Genomic DNA, 26334 nt, shown 5'->3' with positions numbered 1-26334 from the left:
CAGAATGCCCGATACCCAACCGACACCGCCTCCCAAACCAGCTCCGACTGCCTCCCGCAAACCGCGCCGACGCGGCCCCCTTCGCTATCTGTTGATGGCGGCGTTGCCGCTGGCGCTTGTTATTGCGGGCGGATGGTACTGGGTGATCGGTGGCCGCTGGGCTTCCACCGAGAATGCGTATGTGCAGCAGAACAAGGTGCTGGTCGCCCCAGAGGTGGAAGGACGCATCGCCGAGGTTCGCGTCGGTCAGAACCAGACGGTGAAGCCTGGAGATGTTCTGTTCCGCATCGACGACGCCTCTTATCGGATCGCCCTTGAGAAAGCCGACGGCGCCGTGGCGCTTGCTCGCCTGCAAGTGGAAGAGCTCCGCACCCGCCTCAAGGATGCTCAGCTCAAGGCCGACACGGCCCGCAATACGCTGGCCTTCCAGGAAGTGCAATTCGGCCGGCAGAACAAGCTAAGGCAGACGGGCAATGCCACCGAAGCACAATACGACACCGCTCGCCATGATCTCGACCTTGCGCGGCAGGCGCTCGCCGAGGCCGAACAAGGGGTGGCTGACACACTGGTGGCCCTTGGCGGTGACGCCAGCATTGAGACCGACAAACATCCATCCGTGCTCGGCGCCCTTGCCGCGCAAGACAGTGCCCGGCTCGATCTCGAGCGCGTCGTCGTGCGTGCGCCGACCACGGGCACCGTTAGCCAAGTCACCAATCTTCAGGTTGGTCAGTATATCGCGAGTGGCAGCCCGGTCATGGCGATCATCGACACCACCAGCACTTGGGTGGAAGCTAATTTCAAGGAGACCGATCTCGGACATATGCGCCCCGGCCAACCGGCGGAACTCACTTTGGACGCCTATCCCGACGTGACGATCAAGGGCCACGTTGAGAGCTTCGGCGGTGGCACAGGTGCCATTTTTTCGCTTCTGCCGGCTCAGAATGCGACGGGCAACTGGGTGAAGGTGGTTCAGCGCGTGCCCGTCCGCATCGTTCTCGACGAGCCGACTTCACTGCCGATGAAGGCCGGGCTCAGCGTCGGTGTCGAGGTTGACACCGGCTTTGTTCGGCCGTTGCCGACCTTCCTAAAAACCGCCCTCGACACACTTGGGATTGTACCCAACTCCCAACAGATCGCCGTCAGATGACATCGGCTGCCGACCTCGTCAATGTGCCGCACCGTGGCTTCCTATCGATCGCCACCATGCTGGCGGTCATCATGCAGGTGCTCGATACGACAATCGCCAACGTTGCCTTGCCGTCCATGCAGGGCAGCCTTGGCGCGGCACAGGACACCATCAACTGGGTGCTAACCTCCTATATCGTCGCCTCGGCCATCGTCATGCCGCTTACCGGCTGGATCGCCGACGCCCTTGGCCGCAACCGGCTGTTTCTCATCTCGGTCGCCGGCTTTACGCTTGCCTCCTGTCTATGCGGCATGGCGGGAAGCCTCACCGAGATGGTGGCATTCCGTGTGCTGCAGGGCATCTTCGGCGCTTCGCTCGCCCCGCTGTCTCAGGCCGTGCTACTCGATATCAACCCGCGCGAACGGCACGGGCAGGCCATGGCGCTATGGGGCGCCGGTATCATGGTGGCTCCGGTTCTCGGGCCGACGCTCGGCGGCTGGCTCACCGACAGCTTCGACTGGCGCTGGGTATTCTACATCAACGTACCGGTCGGCTTGCTCGCCTTCCTCGGCATCGCCTTCACCATGCCGTCCTCGCCCCGTCGCCACCGGTCATTCGACTTCGTCGGCTTCGCCTTTCTCGGGCTGTTCGTCGGCGCTCTCCAACTGATGCTCGACCGTGGTGAACAGCTCGACTGGTTTTCCTCGCCGGAGATCATCATAGAGGCGGCGCTCGCCGCGGCAGCGCTCTGGTGCTTCATCGTCCATTCGGCAACGTCCGAACATCCGTTCATTCCGCCGCAGATCTTCCGCGACCAGAACTATGTCGCCGCCAGCATCTTTACCTTCGCAATTTCCGTCGTTCTTCTGGCGACTACGGCGCTGCTGCCACCGCTCCTGCAGCGTATCATGGGCTTTCCGACGGTTACCACGGGCCTTGTACTGGCGCCGCGCGGCATCGGCACCATGATCGCCATGCTGCTGGTTGGCCGGCTCCTGCGTATCGTCGATCCACGCCTGATCATCATCGTCGGGCTGGGACTGACCGCCTTGGGGCTCTGGGGCATGACCGGCTTTGCGCCCGACATGGATTCCTGGCCCGTCATCTACACCGGCGTATTGATGGGCTTCGGGCTCGGCCTCGTTTTCGTGCCGATGTCCACGGTGGGTTTTGCGACCCTTCCGCCCCAACTCAGAACCGAGAGCGCTGCGCTTTACAGCCTGGTGCGCAATATCGGCTCATCGATCGGCATATCCATGGTCTCGGTGGTGTTGACCCGAAACATCCAGGTCAACCACGCCGAGCTCGCCGAACGGATGACGGTCTTCTCGCCCGGCATCGATGCGGCAGCCCACGCCGTCGGAATGAAAGCCAGTTCCGGTCAGCTCGTTGGGATACTCGATCAGATCACCACGCTGCAGGCGACGATGATTGCCTATGTCGATGATTTCAAACTGATGATGTGGGTATCGATCGCGGCTCTGCCGCTGGTGTTCCTGCTTTGCAAGCCGAAGACGACATCTCAGGCACCGATGATTCCCGATACCGAATAAGACGATCCTGCAGATGCAGATCTCTGCCTAACCAGTACTCCGTCCGCCGCGAATTTTCTCGATAGCCACGGATCAGGAGGCGGAAGCCTCGCTCTTGTCGCTGAGCGCCAGTGCTTTTGCCTGCCCCATCCAATCCTCTCGCTCGATCCGGCCGGGAAAGGCCAGATAAGCGCCAACCCAACGCGCCTCGGCCGGCGTCCAGGCGGCAATCTGATCGAGATGGTAGATACCAAGCGCGTTGAGCCGAGTCGCGTTCTGCGGGCCGATGCCCCGGATGCGCCTGAGATCGTCCGCACTACCCGACCGTGGCCCAGGCAGCGCTGGTGGCCGCTCGCCAACCCGATCAGCGGCAGCGATGCGGTCAAGGCCGGCCGACACCTCGGCGGCAGGCCCCGTCAGAGCCTGTGCGGCGGTCGTATCCGCGACCGGCACTTCAATTTCGGTGGGGATGGTCGCCATCGGTTCTGTCAGTGCTGACGGTGATGCCTGTGTCTCCTCGGCTTCGCCGCCAGCGGCATCGGCCTCCGCCGCTTCTGCCGCGGCCATGACCTCGGTCAGGCGTTCGCTGCCGACCGTGCGGCGGCCAAACCATTGCTTGACCAAGACACCGATGAGGATACCAGCGCCAACGGCTATCGCCGTCAGAATGAAGGTCTCAATGATCAAAATGGCCATGGTGAACCCCGCTGGAAGGACATGATCAACCGAACGAGGTCAGACCTCGATACGGTCAGACCCAAACCAGCCGATAACCAGCCCGGCTGCAAAGGCGATCAACAGGTATGGCCAGAGCGTGATGGCGATATAGAGCATCAAAACCTCCTGGTCATGGCGCTGCAAGAGTAATGGAAAACCCGTCTGCAGCGCCGGCGTCGCCCTTTGCCGTCAGCCGGCCAGGATCAATTCCAATTTCCGCAAAGGAGCCCGCCACGTTTCGAGCGCGAGATTCGCCAAGGATCTGAGCGCGGGCGGCGTCGGCACCACTAACCGTTGCGGTTAGCACAAGGCGAGCGGATGGGCAGCGAAGCGCCAACGCACCGAGTCGGTCAATGACGCCGCGGCTATCGGCAGCGATCGTCGCTACACCGTCATCGAAGCGAACCGGGGTCCGATTGAGTACGGCGTCCATCTCTTTGCCACAGGCCACCGCCTCTAGGGGCGTCTCGGCCGGCATGGCATTGACGGCGACCTCAAGTGTGAAGCCCGGAGGCACCGCTGCGGAAAGCTCGGAGGGCAGGTGTGCCGCTCCGGCGGCCGTGAAGGCGCTACCCGTCACTCTGACAGTGGTTCCCTCGACGCTGACATTACCCTTGGCGAGGAGCGATGCCGCACGGATCGCGAACAAGGTAGCGTCACCCGCGCCAGCCGGCACACCCTTCGCGACTTCCGATGAGTCGAGAATGTCCGCCTTGCCGAAAGCGCGATCGGCCGCGGCCCTCAGCGTCTTGCGCATGGCGTCGTCCACCAGATCGCCGTCGAGGGTTACCGTATCGAACCCACGCTCTACGAAGAAGTGGAAGGCGGTCGGCGCCGAAACTTCCACCTTTCCCTTGGCAACACCGGCCGGTAAGGCATCGATTTCACCGCTGATCGCCGTGCTTGCCTCTGCCGTGGAGGCCTTGCCCGTCACCGACAGGGCATTGCCGGTCAAACGCACCTCTCCAGTGTCGAGTTCGTCCAAGATCGCCGCCGCCTTGCGCGCCACCGCGACGAGGTCGATGGAAGGATCGAGTCCTGCACCGAGACCAGACCTATCGACGAGGCCGAGGTCGTCTGATGAACCCTCGACAATGGCGCGAATCGCCGCACGAATAGCTTCTGACGGAGTGGAACCTGTGATCGTTAGCTGCTCGGCGTCCTTGGCCATGGACCAGACGTACGGTGCCACGACCGGTGGCGTGACGCCGTTGCCGACATCATAGCCGGCCGGCGGATTGGCAATCGCAGCCTGAAGCTCAAGAAAATCGCCTGATGTTGCCGCCGCACCGGACAATGTCAGATGTGTGCCAGATAGGAGGGCCGTCCCCTCGTCGAGTTTGGCAAGAAGGCCGATAGCGAATTGGGCTGCCGCATCGAAACCGGCAGGGGCGCCATCAGCCAGCGTAGTCTCGACCACTGGTTCGTTATCGCCGGCAATCGCCTGCGCTGCATCGGAAATGTTGCTATCTGCATCGTCGGTCGGCACGAAGCCGGTGACCGTCACCCGGCCATGACTCTTGGAAATGGTCAGCGTAAACGGTTCGACGATTGGCAGCTCAACGGACTTCTGGAGAACGAACCCCGGCGGATTCCAGGTTTCAAGATAGGCGTTGAGCGTTCGATAAGCCTCGGGACTGGCGGCCCGACCAGATATGACAAGCGTGTGATCGCTGAATGCGATATGCGCCGACGCCAGAAGATCAAGGTAATCCGCAGCCGCTGCGGCGGTCTCCGCGAAGCCGTTCGGTGCACCTGATGCATAATCGAGATTGTCGAATACGTTACGCGGCCCGATCGTCTGCCGAACGGCGTCGAGCAGCGTGTTGCGCGTCGCCGGGTCAGGCACAAAACCGGAAACCGTGACGCCATTGTCATCGCGGTCGATCGACCAGACAAAAGGCGAAGCCAGCGGTCGCGATACCTTTACAGACGTCAGACCATAGCCCTCCGGGAGCGATGGAGCGAAGGTTTTCAGCCGGTCGTAGGCAACGTTGCTGACCGCCTCACCTTCGATCGTCACCGCCTTGTCGGTCAGCGTTACCTTGCCGTGGGCAAGCAGTGCCGGCACGCCATACAAGGCGCGCATGACATCGAAATAGCGATCATCGGCCTTTCCTCGCGCCAACAGGCTATGATCGACGACGCCAAGCCCCGGTACGGCAGCCGCCAGGGCGCCAAGAATGCGCGCCCTATCTGGCAGCGAGGGTACAGCGCCTATCAGCGCAACCGTATTCCCGTTGCGTTCAAGCGTGGTCACATAGGGGCGAATCTCGGTTAGCAATCCAGCCGCAGACGCATCGACTGTCCGTACGCCGTAGAGCCGACTCAGACGCTCGATTGCCAACTGACGATCGTCCTCCGAGGGCGCATCGCCTCGGAGATAGACGTCGCGGCCGCGAATATCGACGGATGCCCAGCTGGTAGCTTCACCAGCCAATACTTGTCCGGAGCGCGTTCCGAGATCGATAGCGATGTCGGTCGTTTTGGTAATAAGCGCCGCAGCCGTGACGGCAACCGCCGCAGCCATTCCAAGTATCGCTGAAATCTGCCAGCGAACCATTCCCCCGCCTCCGGAAGTCCAGACGCCCACCCGTCCGTTCGCAGGAACGAGAATACGAAAGGGCATTTGCGAAAAGCAATTACCCAGGGAACACAGTCGTCAAACAAATGACGAATAAGACAAAAAAGTCGTCGAGAGATGGGCAACCCATAAAAGAAAAGGCCCGGACGAGCCGGGCCTTTCCCTCAACCCCCGAAGGATTGATATTACCACACGCGAACGAGGCGGGTGACGGCGGTGAAGTCGCTCCAGTCGTTCTGACGGCCGTAGTCGACTTCGCCCTGCAGGTTGAGGCCTTCGGCGAGCTTATAGTCGACGCCGAGGTTGCCGTAGAGGAAGTCGTCAGCCTTGCTGCCGGCGGAGGCATCGACCATCGTATAGCGAACGCCAGCGTAGACGGCCAGCGGATCGGTGACCTGATACGAAGCGGCCAGAGCCAGATCGACAGCGTTCTTAATGCCAAAGCCAGCCTGGTTCAACAGGTTACCAGCATCGCCACCCTTCGTGTAGGCAGCCCAGGCGCGCAGCGACAGCTTGTCGATGAGCTTCAGGTTGGCCGTGGCCTTGACGCCATAAATGTCGTTGTCGCCCTTGTCGAAGGTCCGGTAGACACCCGACACGTCGAAGCTGCCCCAAGACTGGCCGGTGATGCCGACGATGCCCGAAGCCTGGTAGCCGGCTTCCTGACCCGTCTGCCAAACGGTCGGACGGCTGATGCTGTCGCTGTTGCTGTAGAAACCAGCGCCGATGAAGAAGCCACCGCCGAGGTTGTCGACAAGCGCGCTGGCACCAACGGCGGTGTAGTCGCCGGGACCCCAGGTCGAGTCGTTGATACCATAGAGGCCGTCGCCATCGGCAACGTCATCCTGACGACCAACCGTCACGTAACCAACCTGAATGAAGGCCTGGCTGAGGTTGATACCGTTGGTCGAGTTGGTCTCGATTTCGAAGTACGACCGGACCATGCCGAGGTCGGAAGCCGTACGGGCATCGAAGCCGACGTAGGCGTCAGCGCGGAGCGCGACGTTGTCGACGTTCGTGTTCGCGGAGCCGCCGTAGTTGTTGTAGGCGACGCTGGCACGGACGCGGCCCTTGACGCGCAGGCAGGTCTCGGTGCCGGGGATGTAGAAGAAGCCGGCGCCGTAGGCGTCGCAAACCTTCACGTAGTCAACAGCGGCCGGGGCGGCGTCGCCCGGCAGGTCGGCAGCGTAAGCACCGGTGGCGACCATCAGGCCGGCGGCAGTGCCGAGCAGCGTCTTCATGTTCATTTCCTGACCTCCAAAAGTCATCTAGAGAAAGAACCCTTCCCTGCCTGACAACAAACGGCCTGACCGTTATCATCGCTGGCGTGGAACCGGTTCCGGTTCTTTGCCGCCTTGTTCCGCCGCCTAACCACCCCAGGCAGATCGACTTCACTTGGCGGTGAGTTCCGTCTCCCGAAATCTCACGGTGATAGTGATGGCCGATCCTGAGCCGGTCTTCAACGGTAAAGACGCGGGCAATCCGCTCACGGCGGCTAATCGAAAATCCATGTTGCAGTTTTGTCACTCACCTCCCTCCCCCCCGGAGCGCAAGGATTAACGAGAGGTTAAGCTTCTGCTTCAAAAGGAAATTGTCGGTTTCCAACCCATTAGCTTCCGGGCTTTTTCCACAGGCCTCAGGGAACCTACTCATAACCAAACGGCTAGGAAGCAGAGGAGCTTTCCACCGCTGCTGCCATGAACATACAGGCTGAGGACGGCGAATCTCTCCGGGCAGAATCGGGACGAGCCGACCTCTGTCGAAAGTGAAATTTCAAACGGTCTCTCCTTCCGCGCCCCGTCCTTATACTGTCGCGACTGGTCGAAAGCCCTGTCGGCACGCCGGACCTTGATGACAGCACGGCTTTCCGATTGGATGGCGCTGCTCTTTCTAAACACCTCTCCGGAATCAACAGATGCCCTCCCATCCTTCGCCGCAGGCCATCGCTGCCGGACTCATTGCCGCCTTCGTTGGCTTCGGCGGCGCCTTCACAGTTGTCGTGCGCGGCCTATCGGCCGCAGGCGGCTCACCGGCGGAGGTGGCTTCCGGACTGATGGCTGTCACCATTGCCATGGGTTTTTCCGGCATCATCCTCAGTCTCAAATACCGAATGCCCATCTCGGTCGCCTGGTCGACACCGGGCGCCGCACTGCTTGCCTCCTCGGGAGTCGTGGCAGGCGGTTACGCCTATGCCGTTGGCGCCTTCCTTATAACCGGCGCTTTGCTGATGATGTCCGGCGTCGTTAGGCCACTCGGCCGAGCAGTCGCCGCCATTCCGACGCCCATCGCATCGGCCATGCTGGCTGGCGTATTGTTGACGCTCTGTCTGGCACCGGTAAAGGCAGTCGCCGTCTCGCCGCTTGCCGGCCTCGCGGTGGTGCTGACCTGGCTGATCGTCGGTCTTTGGCGCAAGGTATTGGCCGTGCCGGCCGCCGTCATTGTTGCCGCGATCATCATAGCTGTGACGACCCCAATTCCGGATGCGGTGACCGAAGGCCTTTTCCCGGCACCCCTCCTTATTGTTCCTCATTTCAGCTTCGCGGCGCTGATCGGTACGGCGCTGCCGCTCTATGTCGTGACCATGGCGGCGCAGAACATCCCCGGCATGGCCGTTCTGAATGCCAACGACTATCGGCCGGAGTTCGGTCCAATCCTGAGGAACACCGGCGCCTTTACCCTTCTCGCAGCGCCCTTCGGCGGTCACGCCGTCAATCTCGCGGCCATCACCGCCGCCCTCTGCGCCGGCCCCGACGCCGATGCCAACAAGGACAAACGTTATTGGGCCGCCGTCGTCTGCGGCATCGCCTATGTCATCGTCGGTCTGATCTCCGGCGCTGCCACTGCATTCATTGCCGCCGCGCCACCCGTCCTGATCGAAGCGGTGGCCGGCCTCGCCCTGCTGGGAGCTTTCGGAGCCTCCACATCGACGGCCTTGTCCGCCCCCGAAACCCGCGAAGCAGCCGTCGTCACGTTCCTGGTTACCGCCTCCGGCGTTGGCTTCTTCGGCATCCCCGGTGCCTTCTGGGGATTGATCGCCGGTATCGCCATCCACCTCATCAACCGTTTCAGGGTTACCTGACGGATCGCAGCGGATCTTTTTGAATGCTCTATCTCGTACGACACGGACAAACGCTCTGGAACACCGAAGCCAGGTTCCAGGGGCAATTCGATTCGCCTCTCACTGAAGTCGGCCGCGATCAGGCGATGCGCATTGGCCGGGCGCTCGCCGCCGAGATCGGCACTCGCAACCAGCCGATCCGCGCCTATGTCAGCCCACTCGGCCGCACCCGGGCCACAGCGGACCTGATCGGCCGATCGCTGCCGATGAGCATCACGGAAGAGCGGAGCCTGATGGAGGTTCATTTCGGCGACTGGGAGGGGCTGACGCGCGAGGACATCTTCGCCCGCTTCGGCAGCGACCAATCGATCCGACCGATCGATTGGCAATTCCAGGCCCCGGGCGGTGAAACACTGGATGTCGTGCTCGCACGCGTCAGCGCCTGGTATGCGAAAGCAGAGGCGCCGGCCGTCATCATAACGCACGGCATCATCAGCCGCTTGGTGCGCGGCATCTATGCCGGTCTCGGACATGATGAAATGCTGACACTACCAGTGTCGCAGGACGGCTATTTCCGACTCGACGACGGGCGTATCGAGTTCGTCCCGGCCCCATGATCAGCGATCGGCGACAGGAGAGGTTTCATTGACCGAACCGGTCAAATCCTAGTGTGAAGGGCGTGATAGGCCGCCTCTGGCCTCGCCAGAGTAGCGGTTATGCCGTATGGTTCCCTCATCATGACCTTCTGGCAGCAATTCTCCGCCGTCATCGCCCGCATTCCCGATGCGGTTACCTGTGTCTTCCAGTGCGTCGTCGACGTCCTGCGCGAAACGCTGTCGCCAGAGGCGCGCCGCGGGGTCGCCTTCACCTCTGCCATGATTGCGCTTTCCGCCAAGATGGCCAAAGCGGACGGCGTCGTCACCGCTGACGAGGTAGCGGTCGTCGAGCGGCTTTTCCAGGTTCCGCCGGAAGAGAAGCGTCACGTCGCTCGTCTGTTCAACCTCGCCAAGCAGGACACCGCAGGCTACGAGTATTATGCCGAGCGGATCCATGCGCTCTATGAGTCCGACATGGAGACGCTGGAGGACATTCTCGACGGGCTGTTCGTCATCGCCACCGCCGATGGCAGCCTGCATGACGATGAACTTGCCTTCCTTCAGACGGTAGCCGCCATCTTCCGCCTACCGCAGGCGGCCTTCCATCGTGTTTTCGCCCGTCACGTCGGCGAAGATGCCCGTTGTCCTTATGCCGTGCTTGGCCTGCCGCCGGGCGCCGACGGTGATGCCGTGAAGAAGGCCTGGCGACGACTTGTTGCCGAACATCACCCTGATCGCTTGCAGGCGCGCGGTCTGCCGGCCGACTTCATTCGTGTCGCCACCGAGCGGATGGCCACCATCAATGCCGCTTACAGCGCCATCACGCGGCAGGCAGCGTAAAAGCGCGCCGACAATTCGACACGCCCTTGGTTTCCGTCCTCCCTTTCGGCGCTTCTCAGCTTCCGCTAAAAGCGGAGGTCATGACCGAAACGACCTTTCTCCCTGATGGCTATCACGCCCTCCAGCCCGGCAAGCTCGCCAGCCTCGTCACCTTCCTGGAAATGACGGAGTGCCCCGAAAAGCCGCTCCGGCCGGCTCCGGCCGGTTATGCGCTGGAACCAATCCACCGCTGGGATACCGATGCTTTCCTGGACCTCTATCGAGAGATCGGCTGGGAATGGTTATGGAGTTCGCGCCTGTTGATGCCGCGCGAGAAGCTCGAGGCCAAGCTCGCGGCATCGCACATGCGCTCATGGTGCCCCATGAAGAACGGCCGGCACATGGGCATCGTCGAAATGGATCTTTCGCAACCGCATGAGACAGAGATCTCTTTCTTCGGTCTGGTGCCCGACGCAGTCGGTAGCGGCATCGGCGGCTGGCTGATGAGCGAGGCGATCGGCATCGCCTTTGCGCGGCCGGGTGTGAAGCGTCTTTGGCTGCACACCTGCCATTTCGACAGTCCACAGGCCCTGCCCTTCTACATGCATATGGGCTTTACCCCCTACGCCCGTGCCGTCGAGGTTCACGACGACGTTCGCCTCCTCGGTCGTCTCGACGAAAGAGCCGGACCGCACATTCCGATGATCCGGAATGGCCGGCTGCCCGACCTCAAGTGAGCAAGCCCGCCTCGTGCGCCTTGTTTTCTGCCCTTCGGGGCTGGCGGCGGCTCCGCTTCACGTGGCTTCAGGCAATTGCCTGCCTGACCTCAACAACGGGACTGGCTTCGCCGTCATCTTGTGGTATTGACCTTGCGGTACCAGCCCGAGGGTGTGCAACCTGACGGGCACGTACCGCAAGAGACCGACATGATCGCATCCGAGCGCCCGGCTCCCGTCTTCATCGATAGTCCCCCCCGCCTTCCCATGACGAGCTTCCGCGACGCCGAAGCTGCCGTCGACCGTCTGATCGAGATCTATGCCCGCAACACGGCCTTCCTGCGCTCGTCCTTCGAGGCGGTGGTGCAGGGTGCTGTTCCAGAAGGGCGTATCCGCGCTTATTACCCGCTGATTCGTGTCTCGACCGATACGCATGGCCGTGCCGACTCGCGCCTGTCCTATGGTCAGTTCAGCGGTCCCGGTGTCTATGAAACGACCGTGTCGCGGCCCGAACTGTTCCGCGCCTATCTCGTCGACCAGCTGACGGTGATTATCCGCAACTACGACGCGCCGGTCGAAATCGGCGAAAGTTCGCTGCCCATCCCGCTGCATTTTGCCTTCTATGAGGGAGCCTATGTCGAGGGCGCGTTGATGGACACGCTGCCGCGCCCGTTGCGCGATATGTTCGATGTGCCGGACCTCGCCGTGACCGACGACGCCATCGTCAACGGTACGCTCGACCCCAAGATCGGCGACCCGCTGCCGCTTGCCCCCTTCACGGCGCCGCGCGTCGATTATTCCTTGCACCGCCTGCAGCACTACACGGCGACGTCGCCGCGGTTCTTCCAGAACTTCGTGCTGTTCACCAACTACCAGTTCTACGTCGATGAGTTCGCCGCCCGCGCCCGCGAGATGATGGCATCCGGCCAAAGTGACTACACCGCTTTCGTCGAACCCGGCAATCAGGTGACGCCGCTCGGTGAGGCTGCTCCGACCGAGGGCGAGGAACTACTGCGCCTGCCGCAGATGCCGGCCTATCATCTGGTACGCGATGACCATTCCGGCATTACGCTGGTCAACATCGGCGTCGGTCCATCGAACGCCAAGACGATCACCGACCACGTTGCCGTTCTCCGTCCGCATGCCTGGGTGATGCTCGGCCATTGCGCCGGCCTCAGGAACAGCCAAGCGCTCGGCGACTACGTGCTGGCCCACGGCTATGTGCGCGACGACCATGTGCTCGACGCCGATCTGCCGCTGTGGATCCCCATCCCACCGCTCGCCGAAATCCAGGTGGCGCTCGAAGGCTCGGTCGCCGAGGTCACCGGGCTCAAGGATCTTGAGCTCAAGCGCATCATGCGCACTGGTACCGTTGCCACCATCGACAACCGGAACTGGGAACTGCGCGACCAGCGCGAGCCGGTGCAGCGCTTCTCGCAATCGCGTGCCATCGGCCTCGACATGGAATCGGCGACGATCGCTGCCAATGGTTTTCGGTTCCGCGTGCCCTACGGCACGCTGCTCTGCGTCTCCGACAAGCCGCTGCATGGCGAGCTGAAGCTGCCGGGTATGGCGAGCGCCTTCTACCGGCGGCAAGTCAGCCAGCATCTCACCATCGGCATCCGTGCCATGGAGAAGCTACGCGAAATGGCTCCCGAGCGGCTGCATTCGCGCAAGCTGCGCTCGTTCATGGAAACGGCTTTCCAATAGGACTCTCGCCGCTTCCGCTCAGGCTCCGGCCCGTTTGGCCCCTCCCAATCCGGACTATCTCATGCTCACTATTTTCGACTGCGACGGCGTGCTTATCGATTCCGAGATCATTTCCTCAGCGGTCACCGCGGAAGTGCTCAACGATGAGGGCTTCGCCATTACCGCCGATGAAGTGACATCCCGCTTCGCGGGGCTCGCGAGCGGCGAGATGGAGGCGATCCTCTCCGAGGAGACCGGATTGCCGGTGAGCGGCCGTATCAAGGAGCGTATCCAGGCGGAATTTGATCGGCGCATCGTACACGTCAAGGCGGTCCCGGGCATCGTCGAGCTGCTCGATGCGCTCGATGGTCCGCGTTGCGTCGGCTCCAACGCCGAGTCGGCTTATCTCAAGCGGGCACTCACCAGCGCCGGCCTCTATGACCGATTCAAGCCCTACGTCTTCTCGGCCGGCGAGGTTGGGACCCGCAAAGGCAAGCCCGATCCCAACGTTTTCCTTCATGCCGCCCGTGAACTCGGCGTTGATCCCTCCGATACGATCGTCATCGAAGATTCGTTCGCCGGCGTGACCGCCGCCGTCCGTGCCGGCATGCGGGCGATCGGCTTTACCGGTGGCGCCCATTCCTGGCCTGGACACGCCGAAGCCTTGATGGAGGCGGGCGCCGAGACGGTGGTCCGTCGGCATGCCGATGTTCTCGCTGTTGTCGAGGCCCTCGGTTCTTGGGATGGAAGAGGCGTGTAGGTCTGCCGACGGCGATTATTGGCCGACGATTTCCTTCAACGCTTCAGCGAGCGAATGACGGTCGTCTCCCTCGCCGGTGACGACGTCGGCGATCACCGGCTTTCCATTTTCAGAAATCACCCGGAAATGCAGTTCGGAGACAGCGTTGCGCTCCTCGTCTGAATTGCCCTCCATGCAGGTGAACCGCTTGAAGCGAGCAACGACGTCGGTTGCCGCTCCGCCCGCCTTTTCGGGTTGAAGCGTCAGGCCCTCCAGCGGACAGCCATCCTGGCCGAGGACGATCGGATCATAGTCGAAGGGGTTGCCCTCCCCGTCGTCGGTATCGAAGGCGGGATGTTTGAGCGCTTCGGCATAGAGGGTGCGTATGTTCTTGCTGAAGTAGCCGATATGGGCGTCGTCAAAATAGTCACCCGGATCGCCGTCGGTGCCGGACCAGAGGGCGGTCGCGACATCCATGATGGCACGCACCGGCGTGGTAGCATCGGCGGCGTTGGCCGATCCGGCAATGGCAAGAAAACCGGCGACAAGAACATATTTCAGCATCGGGGACCCAATCCTCGTCCGTCGTGAAGGGAGAACCCTAAGCACTTGCAAGTGACAGCGCAATCGCCGTCGCCACACACTCTTGTCGTGCGCGGAGCCTTGTCCTCTTTGGGAGCAGTCAGGCCTTTTTCGCCGCCCGCAGTACGGCCGCGATCACCGATGCCACCGCTTTGTAAAGGTCGACCGGGATTGTCTCATCGAGCTTCAGTGTCGACAGCGCGTCAGCGAGGGCCGGGTTCTCCTCCACCGGCACGCCCGCTTCCCGCGCCTTATCGATGATCGCTTCGGCGACCGCGCCCTTGCCGGTGGCAACCACTTTCGGCGCACTCGGAGCGGCATATTGCAGCGCCACCGCCTTGCGGATGTCCTTGTCGCTCATAGCTGAAGATCCAGACGATGACTGGGCACGGCGGCCGTCTCGTCCCGCCCTTCGGGCGGATGCCCACGGTGCAAATCGACGCCAGCCACGACCATGCCCTCCTGTTCGAGACCCAGCACGATATTTTCCCGTTCCGCCTCCATGCGGACCAAGCCATCGTCACTTTCGCACCAGACACCGACGGCGACGCGCCGCCCATCCATCAGCCCCACTCGCACGGCGACAGGCCCGAGCGGGGCAATGTCGAAGGCGATGTCGACCTGGAACACCCGGCGCGGCGGGGCGCCAGGTTCGGTCGGTGCGTGGTCATCGCGCTCGATGCGAAGTTGAGCGATCGACGTGCCGTTCGGCCCGGCGATGGGAATCTCCAGCATCAAGGCCTGCGTCGGCTGCAGGGTCTTCATATCCCGGCTCTCTGCGGTGGCAGCCTGATGCAGGAAAACGCGCGACAAGGAACGTTCCGCCTCACCGAGCGCGCGACCGGCCAGTGTTTCCGTCGAGGCCGACTCGGCCTCATCGCCGTTGAAAAGCGGCAGGGCTGGCTGGCCACGCACCGGACCTCCCTTGCGTGGCGGTGGCGGCCGGTCGGCACGCGATGTTGCCGCGTCGTCGCCGGAGCCATCAAGGCTGGCCATCACGTCGGCGTTTCGTCCAAGCCAGGCGACCAGTTCGCGGCGGAGCCCGTCGAGAGCGCCTTTGAGATCGACGCCAACGGCCAACGGCGCGGCAGTCGACGGCGCTGCGGCCATCAGAGAGGCGGATTGCCGCAGGGGTGGCGCAAGGGTGTCGGCGCTCGGGGCCGGAGCAGTACGGATCTGCGATGGCACCTGCTGTGATTGGGCCTCTCCCGGCTCAACCGCAGTTACCGATCCGGGCTGCGGCGAAGAAGCCGAAGCCGATGGGTAGGCGACACCACCCGACTGCGTCTGGGCGTCCGCCACCGGAGGGGACGCCACCGGACTGGCCGGCGTCCGCGACGGCATTCCCGGCTCAGGCAACGCTGTCGGCAAGCTATCCACCGTGGAGGGAACGAAGAGAGGCCTATCACCTGGAAGACGGTGAGACGCCGCTTCGCTGCCGACAGGAACAGTCGCAGCGAGCGGCAAGGCAGGTTGGGCACCAGAGGTGGTCGCAGTTGGCGGCAAATCCGAAGCTGGCGCAGCCGCTGCCGGTGCCAGCGGTCGCCCCGGCGTCCATGGCGCGAAGGCGCGGGAGGATGCGGTCGCGTTGGCGGATGCGTTCGCGTTGGCGGATGGGGTCGACGGTGTCGCTGGTGATGACGGAACCGGAGCGCCAGGTTCTGGAGGACCGGAAGTGGAAGCCAAGGGCGGCGCTGATGACTGGCCGGCGCTGCCAGACTGCGATGTTGGCGAACTGACTGGTTGACCGGTGATGGACGTGGTCGGCGGTAACGGTGAGGTGGAAGACGGTGAAGGAGATGCGGCCGGGCTGATCGTTTGCGGTACCGACGCAGCCCCAGCATCGCCCGTCGTATGCGCTTGCGTTGGCGGTGGTATCGGACTGTCGTGGGCAATGACCGAGGTAGCCGGCAACGGCGCCGCCACAACAGCCGTTACCGGAGACGCTACCGACGGCGTTTCACCCGGTACCACTGATGGCACCGGAGCAATGGCGGCACTTTCCGAGGGCGTGACAACGTTTGGGTTCGGTGCGACGAGGTTGGTTGCTGGGACCGCGGCAGCCGACGGCGGCGTGGCGCCCGGCGTGACGGACGGCACCGCGACGCTGGGCACGCCCGGGACCGACGGGCTTATCTGAACGGATGCTGGTGAGCCGCCTTGGCTGGCGTTAGGCGGGGTGGCCAATGATGGCCTGCCGGCAACCGGTGGCGCAGACGCGGGAATTGCCAAAGCTAGTCTCGCAGCGGCCGTCGGCACAGAAGACGAGACTGTGGGAGGTGCCGCGACCTGTGGCGGCTTTTGCGCCGGCGCGCCGCCGAGCGCCTGCCTTACGGCCGGCGGCAACACGGCCGCCATTTTTCCGGCGGCCACGGCTTCGTGGAACAGGCCGGACGCCCGGATCGCCTGAGCGACGCGTTCTGGCGTCACTTCGCCGTCACCGAGACGAAATGCCAGCACCGTATCGACGGCCGTCTTCACCGCATCGGGTAAATCAGAAGCTTGGGCGAGTTCGACCAGCGTGGCGTAAAGTGACGCGAGCCCGCCCTGCCGGCCCAGCGCCTCGGCCACCGCTTTATCGATCAATGTGGTCTCTGGGACGATAGCGGCGGCTGGCTCCGCCACTGTCGCCTGAAGATCGAGAAGCGAGCTCGCCGCGGTTTGTTGGGCGAGCGTTTTGCCCGGCTGACCGGAGTTCGCCTGGATTTCGCTGATCACCGGCGGCAGCGGGCCGATCGCCATGGGCATGCTCCCGGAGAAGGGGGTACCGGAAGGGTGCTTCGAAACGGCCCGTCTGGCAAGCCGTCACATTGGATCTGGCGTGGTTTTCAGGCGGAACGGCGGCCCAAGGCCGCCGCTCTCTTTCGGTCAGCTCTGATAAGACAGCTTCGGCTGGCGGGCAGCCAATGTTTCGTCGACGCGCCGACGCGGTGCGAGATACGGCGCCGCCTTGAAGGCAGCGGCATCGCCAGCCTTCGCCTTCTCGGCAAGATGTCGCAGTGTGCCGATGAATTGATCAAGGCTCGCTTTCGATTCCGACTCGGTCGGCTCGATCAGCAAGGCACCGTGGACGACCAACGGAAAATACATGGTCATCGGGTGGTAGCCCTCGTCGATCATCGCCTTGGCGAAATCGAGCGTCGTAACGCCGGTACCCTCAAGGAAGTGGTCGTCGAACAACACCTCATGCATGGCCGGCCGCTCCGGGAAGGCCACCGTCATGACATCCTTGAGGCAAGCCTTGACGTAATTGGCGGCAAGCACCGCATCCTCGGACGCTTGCCTGAGACCGTCGGCACCGTGGCTCAGCATATAGGCAAGCGCACGCACGAACATGCCCATCTGACCATGGAAAGCGGTGATGCGGCCGAAGGGCTTCAAGCCCCGCTCGCCGGCAGCTTTGCGCGTCTCGACGAATTCGGCCGAGCCATCCTTGTCGAACCGCACGAAGGGGACAGGCGCATAAGGCGCGAGACGATCGGACAGAACCACAGGACCGGCGCCGGGGCCGCCGCCGCCGTGCGGCGTCGAGAAGGTCTTGTGCAGGTTGATATGCATGGCGTCGACGCCAAGATCACCCGGCCGGACCTTGCCGACGATGGCATTGAAGTTGGCGCCGTCAGCGTAGAAATAAGCGCCAGCGGCATGCACCGCTTCGGCAATCTCCACGATGTCGCGCTCGAACAAGCCGCAGGTGTTGGGGTTGGTCAGCATGATCGCCGCCACCTCGAGGCCCAGGCGTTTCTTCACTTCCTCCGGGTCAACCGTACCGTCGGCGCGTGCAGGAACGCCGACAACGCGGAAACCGAGCTGGGCGGCCGTCGCCGGATTGGTGCCATGCGCCGACTCCGGCACCAGAACGACGTCTCGTGCCTCGCCGCGATCGGCAATCGCCGCCTTGATCGTCGCCATGCCGCACATCTCGCCGTGAGCGCCGGCCTTGGGACTCATGGCGACCGAGGCCATACCGGTGAGTTCCAGCAGCCAACGGCCGAGCTCGGCAACCAGTTCGACGGCGCCAGACACCGTCGACAGCGGCTGTAGCGGATGCACATCGCCAAAGCCCGGCAGCCGCGCCATCGCCTCGTTGAGGCGTGGGTTGTGCTTCATCGTACAGGAGCCGAGCGGGTAGAGGCCAAGGTCGATGGCATAGTTCTGGCGGCTGAGGCGCACATAATGGCGCATCGTTTCCGGCTCGGTGAGGCCCGGAAGATCGACGGGCGCCGTGCGGCCGAGACCACCGAGGCGTGGTTCGAACGCACCGACATCATCGAAATCGACGCCGGTTACGTCGAGACGGCCCACCTCGAACAGCAGAGGCTCCTCGATGGCAAGCCCCCGGTTACCGGTGAACGTGGAGGCGACAGCGGTGGCGTCGGTGGTGGCAGGCGCGGTGGGGCGGCCTACGTTATGCATGGTCATTGGTCACCTCCGAACGTGAACAGCGTCGAAAGCAGGAAGCTGCGGTAGCGGCTCGGTGTCTTGACCGGGCTGTCGCTGAAGAAACGGCGCTGGGCGACGGGAAAAACCTCCGCGTTCCAAGGCTCGCCGGTCTCTTTCTGTCGTCTGTCGGTCATGCCAGCGCCTCCCGCAAAGCGGCCGTCAGCGCCGCTCTATCTTCGTCGGTGTTGACCTCGGTGGCCGCGATAACCAGTACGTTCTCGAGCTCGGGCCGGTTCGGCTCGAGCCGGCTCGCCGGCACACCAGCCAAAATGTTCCGAGCGGCCAGCGCTTCCACGACGGCAGCGGCGCTTTTCGGCAGGCGCACGGCAAACTCGTTGAAGAAGGCGCGGTTGAGCAGTTGGACGCCGGGCAGCGCGGCCAGCGCGTCGGCAAGCCGAACCGCATTGGCGTGATTGACACGGGCGAGTTTGGTCAGGCCTACGCCGCCCAGCAGCGTCAGGTGGATCGAGAAGGCCAGCGAACAAAGACCGGCGTTGGTGCAGATGTTGGACGTCGCCTTTTCGCGGCGGATATGCTGCTCGCGGGTCGACAGCGTCAGAACGAAAGCGCGCTTGCCATCGGCGTCCACCGTCTCGCCGCAGAGGCGGCCAGGCATCTGGCGCACGTATTTCTGACGGGTCGCGAAGAGCCCGACGTAGGGGCCGCCGAAGCTGAGCGGGTTGCCAAGAGATTGGCCCTCGCCGACCACGATATCGGCGCCTTGCGCGCCCGGCGGCTCGATCAGGCCGAGCGATACTACCTCGGTGAAGACGGCGATCAGCAGTGCGCCGACGGCATGGGCCTTTTCGGCGATCGGCTTCAGATCGTAGAGATGGCCGTAGAAGGATGGCGACTGGACGACGACGCAGGAGGTCGTCTCGTCGATGGCAGCGAGGATATCCTCGGTGCCCGAGAGATCCGGTGGCAGGCTTTCCACCGTATGGCCGGGGAACCGCGTCACCGTTTCGACAACACCGCGATAGTGCGGATGAATGCCGCCCGACAGAACAGCCCGGTCACGCCGGGTAATGCGATGGGCCATCAGCACGGCCTCGGCCAGCCCCGTCGAACCATCGTACATCGAGGCGTTGGCCACCTCCATGCCGGTCAGACGGGCAACTTGCGTCTGGAACTCGAACAGAACCTGCAGCGTGCCCTGGGCTATCTCAGGCTGATACGGCGTGTAGCTCGTCAGGAATTCCGAGCGCTGGATCAGGTGATCGACGGTGGCGGGAACGTGATGCCGATAGGCGCCGGCGCCGATGAAGAACGGCACCGAGCCAGCCGACGTATTCTTCGCCGCCATCGCACCAAGACGGCGGGCCACCGCTTGCTCGCTGGCGTGCGGCGGCAGTTTCGGCAACGTGGCAAGCCGCTTTTCAGCTGGCAGATCGGCGAAGAGATCGTCAATCGATGCAGCGCCGATCGCCGAGAGCATGTCGGCCCGATCGGTATCGGAAAGAGGAAGATAGCGCATGGAACGAGCTCCAGTAGCCTAATCAAGCGGTGCTGTAGTTTCCGGGAGGCAACGGGCGCCATCTATCCTGTGATAGCCGGCTCCGATACCGACAGCTCGCCTTTGCGAACCATCGCGCATCGTGGAGGCAGGCGTTTGCAGGCTGAGACGGTGCACCGGGAGAAATGCCCCGGGCCGGTTACAGCCCTTCGACAAAGGTCTTGTAGGCGGCCTCGTCCATGAGTACTTCGAGTTCGGCGAGGTCCGACATCTCGATCCGGCAGAACCAGCCGGCGCCCTCGGGATCTTCATTGACGGTGATCGGGCTATCGGCGAGGGGGGCGTTGGTCTCGATGACCGTGCCGGTCACCGGCGAATAGACTTCGCTTGCGGCCTTGACGCTCTCGACGACGGCCGTCTCCTCGCCCTTCTTTACCTTGCGACCGACGGTCGGCACCTCGACGAACACCACGTCGCCGAGCTGGGCCTGGGCATAATCGGTGATGCCGAGGGTGGCGACGTTACCGGTCACGGCGATCCACTCGTGCTCTTCGGTGTAATATTTGGTCATGGCTTTGTTCCGCTGTCTCTGGAGGTGTTATTTGGGCGCGCGATGAAAGCGGGCCGGAACGAAGGGAAGAGAAACAATCTCGGCCGGCAGCGCCTTGCCGCGCACGACCAGCCCCACTCGCGTGCCCGGCCGGGCATGAACCGCGGCGACGTAGCCCATGGCTACCGGGCCGCCAACGGTTGGACCGAAGCCGCCGGAGGTGACGACACCAATGGCAACGCCATTCTCATCGACGATCTCAGCACCATCGCGAGCAGGTGCGCGCCCATCCGGCCGAATGCCGACACGTTTGCGGACAACACCCTCGGCGATCTGCGACAGAACGATATCGGCGCCGGGGAAGCCGCCTTCTTCGCGGCGGCGTTTCTGGATCGACCAGAGGAGACCGGCCTCGACCGGCGTCGTCGTCTCGTCGATGTCATGCCCATAAAGGCAGAGCCCGCCTTCAAGGCGCAGCGAGTCGCGAGCGCCAAGGCCGATCGGCCGAACACGGGGATCTCGCAGCAGGACTTCCCAAAGGCCCACCACCGTATCGGCGTGAACCGAAATCTCGAAACCGTCCTCGCCGGTATAGCCGGAGCGGGACAGGAAGACAGGAATGCCGGCGATGGTCGCCGGGCCGACGTCCATGAAATCCCAACCGGCGACATCGGCGCCGAGCGAGACCAGCACGTTGACCGCCTCCGGTCCCTGCAAGGCGAGCAGCGCCCGCTCCTCGTGAATTTCGAGCAGCACGCCCTCGGGTAGCCGGGCGGCGATATGGGCATAGTCGGCCACCTTGCAGGCGGCGTTGACGACGAGACCGAGCATATCTTCGGCGCCCGGAGCACGATGCACCATCAGGTCGTCCAGAATGCCGCCGTGCTCGTTGAGCAACTGGGAATAGCGCTGCCGACCCGGCTCCAGGCCCAGGATATCAGCCGGCACCAGCGCCTCGAGGGCGCGGGCGACGGTCCGGTGATCGGGGCCGCGGAGCGTTGCCTGCCCCATGTGGGAAACGTCGAACAAGCCGGCTGCCGCGCGGCAATGGGCGTGTTCGGCAAGAATGCCCTCGTATTGCACCGGCATCAGGTAACCGGCGAACGGCACCATGCGCGCGCCCAGCGCCACGTGGGCGTCGTAGAGCGGCGTCTTGAGTGGCGCGGCGGAATGCGGGTCGTGGTCGGCATGGACGGGTGTCGTCATGCGTCGGCTCCGGATAGAGGTGGGCGGACGACGGGCTTCGTCATGTCCGCGCCCCCTCTGTCACGTAACCTGAGAGATTTCCCCAGACGCCTTGTCCGGGTTACTCCTTCGGTGAGTCGAGGTTTGAACCTCGCCTGCTTTCCAGAGCGTCGTCCGCTGCGTGCGGTCCGTTTGCCTGAGAGTTTCCGGGGCGGTTGCTCCTTCGGCGCCGACGGTAACCACCGTCGGTCTCTCCCGCGCAGCGTCTCGAAGCCTTGCAGCTCCGCGTCCGGGCACGACTATCCCGAACAGCCGCCAGCATGACCTGCCGGCGGCGGAATTTCAAGCGACTTCGGCCGGCATCCGGCCGCAGCCTATTTCTTCTTTTTGTCCTTGCTCTCGTCGAAGCCGACATAAATCACGAAATTGCCCTGGCTCTTGTCGCCGGTAACCACCAGGTCAGGCGCCACGAAATCCCAGTCGGCGGCAGCCGCGCCCGGCGCAATCGTGATGTTTTGCGGATAGAGCTTGGAGTAGAGCACCTCGTCGCCGTTGCGCACCATCACCACACGTACCGGCAGCGTGGCAGCGCCAACCGCCCCATTGGGACCGGCGAGAAGACGGCCGGCCACACCCACCTTGATGGTCGTGGTACCGGAGGCATCGGTATGACACTCGCGGGCGAACTTGCGGATGGTGCCCTGGAAGCGGACGGCGCTGAAATCGCCTTCCTTGCCCTTATCGAACACAGCCAGCATTTGCGTACCGTCGCGCACCTGCACGTCCGGGCAGACGGCGACCGGCGCGAACTTCTCCAGCGTCTCCTGTTCCGCCTTGGGATCGGTACCCCCCGAGACCCACGAACGGGGCGAGAAGCCACTGCCCGAAGAACAGGCCGAAAGCGTCACGACAAGCGCCAACGCCGACAAAATCTTACCGCTGAAACCGACAGAATTCATGAGAGCGTTACCTCCGCTTCGCCGCTTCCATAGCATGCAGCCTCAGCCTTGGCGACTCGTTCCATGCCGGAATGTTCCCATGGATACCGCGGTCTACATATCCGCTTTGCTGGACGCATCCCGAGGCGATTCCCATCTGAAACAGAGATTCGAGTGCCGCCGGTAGGCGCCAATAAATGAGGATGCCATTTCATGCAATCACCTTCGAGATCCCGGCCTTTCCCTTGACAGCCCCCGGGCAAACACTTCTATTCCGCTTCTCCAGCAAGAGGGACCACGGTTGACGCTGCCGAAGCTCAAGATTCTGCTCTGTGCGCCGCGTGGCTTCTGCGCCGGCGTCGATCGGGCGATCCAGATCGTCGATCTGGCGCTCGCCCGCTATGGCGCGCCGGTCTATGTGCGGCACGAAATCGTCCACAACAAATACGTGGTCGAGGAGCTCAGAGCCAAGGGCGCCGTGTTCGTCGAGGAACTCGATGAGATTCCCGACACCGAGCAGCCGGTCATCTTTTCGGCCCATGGCGTGCCGCGTTCGGTGCCGGCCGCCGCTCAGGCTCGCAACCTCTTCCAGCTCGATGCGACATGTCCGCTGGTTACCAAGGTGCACCGCGAGGCGGAGATCCATTACAAAAAGGGTCGGCACGTTATCCTGATCGGCCACGCCGGGCATCCGGAAGTCATCGGCACCATGGGGCAACTACCTGAAGGAGCGGTGACGCTGATCGAGACTGTCGACGATGTCGGCAAACTCAGCTTCCCGGCCGGCACGGTGCTCTCCTACACGTCGCAGACGACGCTGTCGGTTGATGATACGCGGACCATCGTCGAGGCACTGGCCGTCCGCTTCCCGGACATCGTGCCGCCGCACAAGAGCGACATCTGCTACGCCACCACCAACCGGCAGGCGGCCGTTCGCGAAGTGGCCCCGAAAGTCGACGCCATGCTGGTGGTCGGTGCACCCAACTCGTCCAACTCACAGCGCCTCCGCGAAGTGGCCGCCCGCGAGGGCTGCGCACGCGCGTTTCTGATCCAGCGGGCCTCCGATCTCGACTGGGACACCCTCGACGGCATCGAAACGCTGGGCATCACCGCCGGGGCCTCGGCGCCGGAAGTGCTGGTCGAAGAGATCATCGACGCTTTTGCCGCCCGTTACGACGTATCGGTCGAAACGGTGCGGACGGCCGAGGAAACCATTGCCTTCACCCTTCCGCGTCCCTTGCGCGATATGGCCGACCAGGGCGGCCCGGAGCTCTAGAATGGCCGTCTATACGGATGTTTCCGACGAGGAACTTTCCGATTTCCTGACCCGCTACGATATCGGCACATTGGTTTCCTGCAAGGGAATCGCCGAAGGCGTCGAGAATTCCAACTTCCTGCTTGGCACTGATACGGGACGCTTCATTCTGACGCTCTATGAGAAGCGCGTGAACGAGGCCGATCTGCCGTTCTTTCTTGGCCTGATGGATCACTTGGCTGCCCGCGGCATCAACTGCCCGCAGCCGGTGCGCGACCGCGACGGCGAGGCGCTTGGCCGCCTGGCCGGCCGGCCGGCCACCATCGTCACCTTTCTCGATGGCATGTGGGTGAAGCGACCGGAGGTGAGCCACTGTGGCCAGGTGGGCGAGGCCCTGGCTCGTCTGCATAAGGCTGGCGAGGGATTTTCCATTCGCCGCCGCAACGGCCTCGGGCCGGATGGCTGGCCGCCACTTTATGCTGGCAGCGCCGATCGCGCCGACGAGGTGCTCGCCGGGCTCGGCGGCGAAATTGAGACCGAACTCGCCTTCATCCAATCCAACTGGCCGAAAGGGTTGCCGGAGGGCGTCATCCACGCTGACCTCTTCCCCGACAATGTGTTTTTCCTGAAGGGGCAGCTGTCCGGCCTCATCGATTTCTATTTCGCCTGCAATGACTTCCTGACCTACGACCTTGCCGTCTGCCTCAATGCCTGGTGTTTCGAGCCCGATGGTGCCTTCAACATCACCAAAGGGCGGGCGATGCTGGCGGGCTATACTGCCGGCCGATCGCTGACCGACGCCGAGATCGAAGCCTTGCCGGTGCTTTGCCGTGGATCGGCGCTGCGCTTCCTGCTCACCCGCCTCTATGACTGGCTGAAGACGCCGCCCGGCGCGCTCGTCCGCAAGAAAGATCCGCTGGAGTATTATCGGAAGCTGCGCTTCCACCGAATGGCGGCATCGGCCAGCGCCTATGGTCTCGAGCTTGCCGGAACGAGCGCATGAGCGAGGCAAAGCGTGTTGCCGTCTATACCGACGGCGCCTGCTCGGGAAATCCCGGCCCCGGCGGCTGGGGGGCGATCCTCGTCTATGGAGACAAGAGCAAGGAACTCTGCGGTGGCGAGCAACTCACCACCAACAATCGCATGGAGCTGACCGCCGCCTGCGCGGCACTCGAAGCGCTGACGCGGCCCTGCGCCGTCGATCTCTACACCGACAGCCAATACGTGAAGGGCGGCATCACCGGCTGGATCTTCGGCTGGAAGAAGAACGGCTGGAAGACCGCCGACAAGAAGCCGGTGAAGAACGCCGACCTGTGGCAGAGACTCGAGGCGGCGCGCGAACGTCACAGCGTCGAGTGGCATTGGGTGAAAGGCCACGCCGGCCACGACATGAACGAACGGGCCGACGAACTGGCTCGCCTCGGCATGGCGCCGTTCAAGCCGGGCTACCGTCCGCCCGACGGAGGCGCTGATGCCGCATGAAGCCGCGCCGATCCTGGTCGTTGCCAATCCCGTCGCCGGCAGTTTCAACTACCGTCACCTGATGCGATTGGCCGAGCGGCTCGACCGGCTCGGCCTCAAGTCCGACATCTGGCTGACTCGTTATTCCGGTGAGCTCGCCGACATCGCCGCCGATCTTTCGCCAGCGGTCCGCACACTGGTCGTCGGCGGCGGCGACGGCTCGATCAACGAGGCGATTACCGGCATCGTCCGGCGCGGCGACGAGGGCCCCGCCCTTTCCATCCTACCGTTTGGCACGGCCAACGTACTGGCCCACGAACTCGGCTTACCCTTTTCCCCTGAGAAGTTGGCCGAGCGCATCGCCGCCGGTCGTACGGCACCGTTGTATCTCGGTACGGTGGGAGAACGCCCCTTCTCGCTGATGGTGTCGGCCGGCTTCGATGCCGACATCGTCCATGCCGTGGAGGCCCCCTTCAAACGACGCTGGGGCAAGCTCGCCTACGGCTGGCGCGGCCTGACGCTGGCGCTTGCGAGGACGGGGCGAGATGTCATCGTTACCGCCGATGGCGAAACCATCCGTTGCCGGATCGCCGTTGTAACGACGGCGCGTTTTTATGGCGGTCCACTGACCATCACGCACAATACCCACGCGACCAAGCCGGGGCTCCGCCTCGTAACGCTCGCCGATGATCGGCCCGCCACGTTGCTCCGCGCCGCCCTTGCCTTGGGGCTTGGTCGCCTCGATCGACTCGCGGCTGTTCAAGATCGAGCGGTCAATGAAGTGCGTTTTTCCGGCGAAGGCATTTACATGCAGATCGATGGCGACCGCATGCAGACGACCGACGCGGTGGTGCGCGCCGGCCGGACCATCGAGGTCATAAGCTAAGC

Annotated in this window: 26 protein-coding genes and 1 riboswitch; of the genes, 14 read left to right on the top strand and 12 right to left on the bottom strand. The window is 63.4% G+C overall.

The window, feature by feature from the left end; genetic code table 11:
• Positions 1 to 4: 4 nt before the first annotated feature.
• Entirely contained in the window at positions 5 to 1147 is a 1143-nt protein-coding gene (locus tag G522_RS26420) for an HlyD family secretion protein (RefSeq protein ID WP_084633115.1), read from the top strand.
• Entirely contained in the window at positions 1144 to 2679 is a 1536-nt protein-coding gene (locus G522_RS0110280) for a DHA2 family efflux MFS transporter permease subunit (protein WP_026790957.1), read from the top strand. The genes G522_RS26420 and G522_RS0110280 overlap by 4 nt, the downstream gene beginning before the upstream one ends.
• Before the next feature lie 72 nt (positions 2680 to 2751).
• Here G522_RS0110280 and G522_RS0110275 read toward each other — a convergent pair whose 3' ends face one another.
• The 3 genes from G522_RS0110275 to G522_RS28955 all read right to left on the bottom strand — a co-directional run bounded on the left by G522_RS0110275 (position 2752) and on the right by G522_RS28955 (position 7206).
• On the bottom strand, positions 2752 to 3354 hold the full coding sequence (locus G522_RS0110275; RefSeq protein WP_026790956.1) for a hypothetical protein: 603 nt from the start codon (positions 3352 to 3354) through the stop codon (positions 2752 to 2754).
• A 151-nt stretch (positions 3355 to 3505) separates the two neighbouring features.
• Positions 3506 to 5905 carry a BON domain-containing protein gene (locus G522_RS0110265; RefSeq protein WP_169453504.1) on the bottom strand — a complete coding sequence of 800 codons (2400 nt, stop codon included), beginning with the start codon at positions 5903 to 5905 and terminating at the stop codon, positions 3506 to 3508.
• A gap of 239 nt (positions 5906 to 6144) precedes the next feature.
• A complete protein-coding gene (locus G522_RS28955) occupies positions 6145 to 7206 on the bottom strand; it encodes a porin (RefSeq protein WP_026790954.1) in 1062 nt (353 codons plus the stop codon).
• A 668-nt stretch (positions 7207 to 7874) separates the two neighbouring features.
• On the opposite strand from G522_RS28955, the gene G522_RS0110250 reads away from it, so the two are divergent.
• The 6 genes from G522_RS0110250 (at position 7875) to G522_RS0110225 (ending at position 13597) form a co-directional block, all read left to right on the top strand.
• Complete coding sequence (locus G522_RS0110250) at positions 7875 to 9038, top strand: benzoate/H(+) symporter BenE family transporter (RefSeq protein WP_026790952.1); 1164 nt, start codon at positions 7875 to 7877, stop codon at positions 9036 to 9038.
• A 23-nt stretch (positions 9039 to 9061) separates the two neighbouring features.
• Positions 9062 to 9634 carry a histidine phosphatase family protein gene (locus tag G522_RS0110245; protein ID WP_026790951.1) on the top strand — a complete coding sequence of 191 codons (573 nt, stop codon included), beginning with the start codon at positions 9062 to 9064 and terminating at the stop codon, positions 9632 to 9634.
• A 120-nt stretch (positions 9635 to 9754) separates the two neighbouring features.
• Complete coding sequence (locus tag G522_RS0110240; protein WP_026790950.1) at positions 9755 to 10453, top strand: TerB family tellurite resistance protein; 699 nt, start codon at positions 9755 to 9757, stop codon at positions 10451 to 10453.
• 80 nt (positions 10454 to 10533) lie between these two features.
• Positions 10534 to 11169: a GNAT family N-acetyltransferase gene (locus G522_RS0110235; RefSeq protein WP_026790949.1), complete on the top strand. Its 636-nt coding sequence runs from the start codon at positions 10534 to 10536 to the stop codon at positions 11167 to 11169.
• 246 nt (positions 11170 to 11415) lie between these two features.
• Positions 11416 to 12858 (top strand): AMP nucleosidase, encoded by a 1443-nt coding sequence (locus G522_RS0110230; RefSeq protein ID WP_156886912.1) that lies wholly within the window; start codon positions 11416 to 11418, stop codon positions 12856 to 12858.
• 61 nt (positions 12859 to 12919) lie between these two features.
• Positions 12920 to 13597 (top strand): HAD family hydrolase, encoded by a 678-nt coding sequence (locus G522_RS0110225; RefSeq protein WP_051228513.1) that lies wholly within the window; start codon positions 12920 to 12922, stop codon positions 13595 to 13597.
• A 15-nt stretch (positions 13598 to 13612) separates the two neighbouring features.
• Here G522_RS0110225 and G522_RS0110220 read toward each other — a convergent pair whose 3' ends face one another.
• The 3 genes from G522_RS0110220 to G522_RS0110210 all read right to left on the bottom strand — a co-directional run bounded on the left by G522_RS0110220 (position 13613) and on the right by G522_RS0110210 (position 15502).
• Entirely contained in the window at positions 13613 to 14140 is a 528-nt protein-coding gene (locus tag G522_RS0110220) for a hypothetical protein (RefSeq protein WP_051228512.1), read from the bottom strand.
• Between the two features lie 118 nt (positions 14141 to 14258).
• Positions 14259 to 14519, bottom strand: a complete 261-nt coding sequence (locus tag G522_RS0110215) for an EscU/YscU/HrcU family type III secretion system export apparatus switch protein (RefSeq protein WP_026790945.1) — start codon at positions 14517 to 14519, stop codon at positions 14259 to 14261.
• Positions 14516 to 15502: a hypothetical protein gene (locus G522_RS0110210; protein WP_156886901.1), complete on the bottom strand. Its 987-nt coding sequence runs from the start codon at positions 15500 to 15502 to the stop codon at positions 14516 to 14518. Before G522_RS0110210 ends, G522_RS0110215 begins: the two co-directional genes overlap by 4 nt.
• 142 nt (positions 15503 to 15644) lie before the next feature.
• Between G522_RS0110210 and G522_RS30020 the strand changes: the two genes are divergently transcribed.
• On the top strand, positions 15645 to 15905 hold the full coding sequence (locus tag G522_RS30020) for a hypothetical protein (RefSeq protein WP_156886900.1): 261 nt from the start codon (positions 15645 to 15647) through the stop codon (positions 15903 to 15905).
• A 33-nt stretch (positions 15906 to 15938) separates the two neighbouring features.
• The gene (locus G522_RS0110200; RefSeq protein WP_156886899.1) at positions 15939 to 16298 is read left to right on the top strand and encodes a hypothetical protein; all 360 of its coding nucleotides are present in this window, start codon (positions 15939 to 15941) and stop codon (positions 16296 to 16298) included.
• Positions 16299 to 17026: 728 nt separating this feature from the next.
• Here the strand turns inward: G522_RS0110200 and gcvPB are convergent.
• The 6 genes from gcvPB to G522_RS0110165 all read right to left on the bottom strand — a co-directional run bounded on the left by gcvPB (position 17027) and on the right by G522_RS0110165 (position 22751).
• A complete protein-coding gene (gene gcvPB, locus G522_RS0110190) occupies positions 17027 to 18574 on the bottom strand; it encodes an aminomethyl-transferring glycine dehydrogenase subunit GcvPB (protein ID WP_245586643.1) in 1548 nt (515 codons plus the stop codon).
• A 2-nt stretch (positions 18575 to 18576) separates the two neighbouring features.
• A complete protein-coding gene (locus tag G522_RS30015) occupies positions 18577 to 18735 on the bottom strand; it encodes a hypothetical protein (RefSeq protein WP_156886898.1) in 159 nt (52 codons plus the stop codon).
• Complete coding sequence (gcvPA, locus tag G522_RS0110180; protein WP_026790940.1) at positions 18732 to 20078, bottom strand: aminomethyl-transferring glycine dehydrogenase subunit GcvPA; 1347 nt, start codon at positions 20076 to 20078, stop codon at positions 18732 to 18734. The genes G522_RS30015 and gcvPA overlap by 4 nt, the downstream gene beginning before the upstream one ends.
• A 178-nt stretch (positions 20079 to 20256) precedes the next feature.
• Positions 20257 to 20628 carry a glycine cleavage system protein GcvH gene (gene gcvH / locus G522_RS0110175; RefSeq protein ID WP_026790939.1) on the bottom strand — a complete coding sequence of 124 codons (372 nt, stop codon included), beginning with the start codon at positions 20626 to 20628 and terminating at the stop codon, positions 20257 to 20259.
• Positions 20629 to 20655: 27 nt separating this feature from the next.
• On the bottom strand, positions 20656 to 21813 hold the full coding sequence (gene gcvT, locus G522_RS0110170) for a glycine cleavage system aminomethyltransferase GcvT (protein ID WP_026790938.1): 1158 nt from the start codon (positions 21811 to 21813) through the stop codon (positions 20656 to 20658).
• A 153-nt stretch (positions 21814 to 21966) separates the two neighbouring features.
• Positions 21967 to 22060: riboswitch (glycine riboswitch) on the bottom strand.
• Between the two features lie 106 nt (positions 22061 to 22166).
• Positions 22167 to 22751 (bottom strand): hypothetical protein, encoded by a 585-nt coding sequence (locus tag G522_RS0110165; RefSeq protein WP_051228511.1) that lies wholly within the window; start codon positions 22749 to 22751, stop codon positions 22167 to 22169.
• A 280-nt stretch (positions 22752 to 23031) separates the two neighbouring features.
• Here G522_RS0110165 and ispH point away from each other — a divergent pair, with 280 nt between their 5' ends.
• The 4 genes from ispH to G522_RS26410 are packed head-to-tail and all read left to right on the top strand — an operon-like array spanning position 23032 to position 26332.
• Positions 23032 to 24006 (top strand): 4-hydroxy-3-methylbut-2-enyl diphosphate reductase, encoded by a 975-nt coding sequence (gene ispH, locus G522_RS0110160; protein WP_026790936.1) that lies wholly within the window; start codon positions 23032 to 23034, stop codon positions 24004 to 24006.
• Position 24007: 1 nt separating this feature from the next.
• Positions 24008 to 24988, top strand: coding sequence for a homoserine kinase (locus G522_RS0110155; protein ID WP_026790935.1), 981 nt, complete (start codon positions 24008 to 24010; stop codon positions 24986 to 24988).
• Positions 24985 to 25467 (top strand): ribonuclease HI, encoded by a 483-nt coding sequence (gene rnhA / locus G522_RS0110150; protein ID WP_026790934.1) that lies wholly within the window; start codon positions 24985 to 24987, stop codon positions 25465 to 25467. The genes G522_RS0110155 and rnhA overlap by 4 nt, the downstream gene beginning before the upstream one ends.
• Positions 25457 to 26332, top strand: coding sequence for a diacylglycerol/lipid kinase family protein (locus G522_RS26410; RefSeq protein WP_051228510.1), 876 nt, complete (start codon positions 25457 to 25459; stop codon positions 26330 to 26332). Before rnhA ends, G522_RS26410 begins: the two co-directional genes overlap by 11 nt.
• Positions 26333 to 26334 lie beyond the last annotated feature (2 nt).

Source organism: Pleomorphomonas oryzae DSM 16300, assembly GCF_000422965.1.
Lineage (GTDB): Bacteria > Pseudomonadota > Alphaproteobacteria > Rhizobiales > Pleomorphomonadaceae > Pleomorphomonas > Pleomorphomonas oryzae.
Note: the sequence above shows the minus strand (reverse complement) of the source record. Positions and strands in the feature narration are given on the sequence as shown.

Coding starts and splice junctions, on each gene's coding strand:
- G522_RS0110220 (WP_051228512.1), bottom strand. CDS start 14,140: ATGCTGAAATATGTTCTTGTCGCCGGTTTTCTTGCCATTGCCGGATCG.
- gcvPA (WP_026790940.1), bottom strand. CDS start 20,078: ATGCGCTATCTTCCTCTTTCCGATACCGATCGGGCCGACATGCTCTCG.
- G522_RS0110165 (WP_051228511.1), bottom strand. CDS start 22,751: ATGAATTCTGTCGGTTTCAGCGGTAAGATTTTGTCGGCGTTGGCGCTT.
- G522_RS0110250 (WP_026790952.1), top strand. CDS start 7,875: ATGCCCTCCCATCCTTCGCCGCAGGCCATCGCTGCCGGACTCATTGCC.
- G522_RS0110265 (WP_169453504.1), bottom strand. CDS start 5,905: ATGGCTGCGGCGGTTGCCGTCACGGCTGCGGCGCTTATTACCAAAACG.
- G522_RS0110245 (WP_026790951.1), top strand. CDS start 9,062: ATGCTCTATCTCGTACGACACGGACAAACGCTCTGGAACACCGAAGCC.
- gcvT (WP_026790938.1), bottom strand. CDS start 21,813: ATGACGACACCCGTCCATGCCGACCACGACCCGCATTCCGCCGCGCCA.
- G522_RS26410 (WP_051228510.1), top strand. CDS start 25,457: ATGCCGCATGAAGCCGCGCCGATCCTGGTCGTTGCCAATCCCGTCGCC.
- G522_RS26420 (WP_084633115.1), top strand. CDS start 5: ATGCCCGATACCCAACCGACACCGCCTCCCAAACCAGCTCCGACTGCC.
- G522_RS0110215 (WP_026790945.1), bottom strand. CDS start 14,519: ATGAGCGACAAGGACATCCGCAAGGCGGTGGCGCTGCAATATGCCGCT.
- G522_RS0110210 (WP_156886901.1), bottom strand. CDS start 15,502: ATGCCGTCGCGGACGCCGGCCAGTCCGGTGGCGTCCCCTCCGGTGGCG.
- G522_RS0110155 (WP_026790935.1), top strand. CDS start 24,008: ATGGCCGTCTATACGGATGTTTCCGACGAGGAACTTTCCGATTTCCTG.
- gcvH (WP_026790939.1), bottom strand. CDS start 20,628: ATGACCAAATATTACACCGAAGAGCACGAGTGGATCGCCGTGACCGGT.
- G522_RS0110280 (WP_026790957.1), top strand. CDS start 1,144: ATGACATCGGCTGCCGACCTCGTCAATGTGCCGCACCGTGGCTTCCTA.
- G522_RS0110275 (WP_026790956.1), bottom strand. CDS start 3,354: ATGGCCATTTTGATCATTGAGACCTTCATTCTGACGGCGATAGCCGTT.
- gcvPB (WP_245586643.1), bottom strand. CDS start 18,574: ATGCATAACGTAGGCCGCCCCACCGCGCCTGCCACCACCGACGCCACC.
- G522_RS0110240 (WP_026790950.1), top strand. CDS start 9,755: ATGACCTTCTGGCAGCAATTCTCCGCCGTCATCGCCCGCATTCCCGAT.
- G522_RS30015 (WP_156886898.1), bottom strand. CDS start 18,735: ATGACCGACAGACGACAGAAAGAGACCGGCGAGCCTTGGAACGCGGAG.
- G522_RS28955 (WP_026790954.1), bottom strand. CDS start 7,206: ATGAACATGAAGACGCTGCTCGGCACTGCCGCCGGCCTGATGGTCGCC.
- G522_RS0110225 (WP_051228513.1), top strand. CDS start 12,920: ATGCTCACTATTTTCGACTGCGACGGCGTGCTTATCGATTCCGAGATC.
- G522_RS0110230 (WP_156886912.1), top strand. CDS start 11,416: ATGACGAGCTTCCGCGACGCCGAAGCTGCCGTCGACCGTCTGATCGAG.
- rnhA (WP_026790934.1), top strand. CDS start 24,985: ATGAGCGAGGCAAAGCGTGTTGCCGTCTATACCGACGGCGCCTGCTCG.
- G522_RS0110235 (WP_026790949.1), top strand. CDS start 10,534: ATGACCGAAACGACCTTTCTCCCTGATGGCTATCACGCCCTCCAGCCC.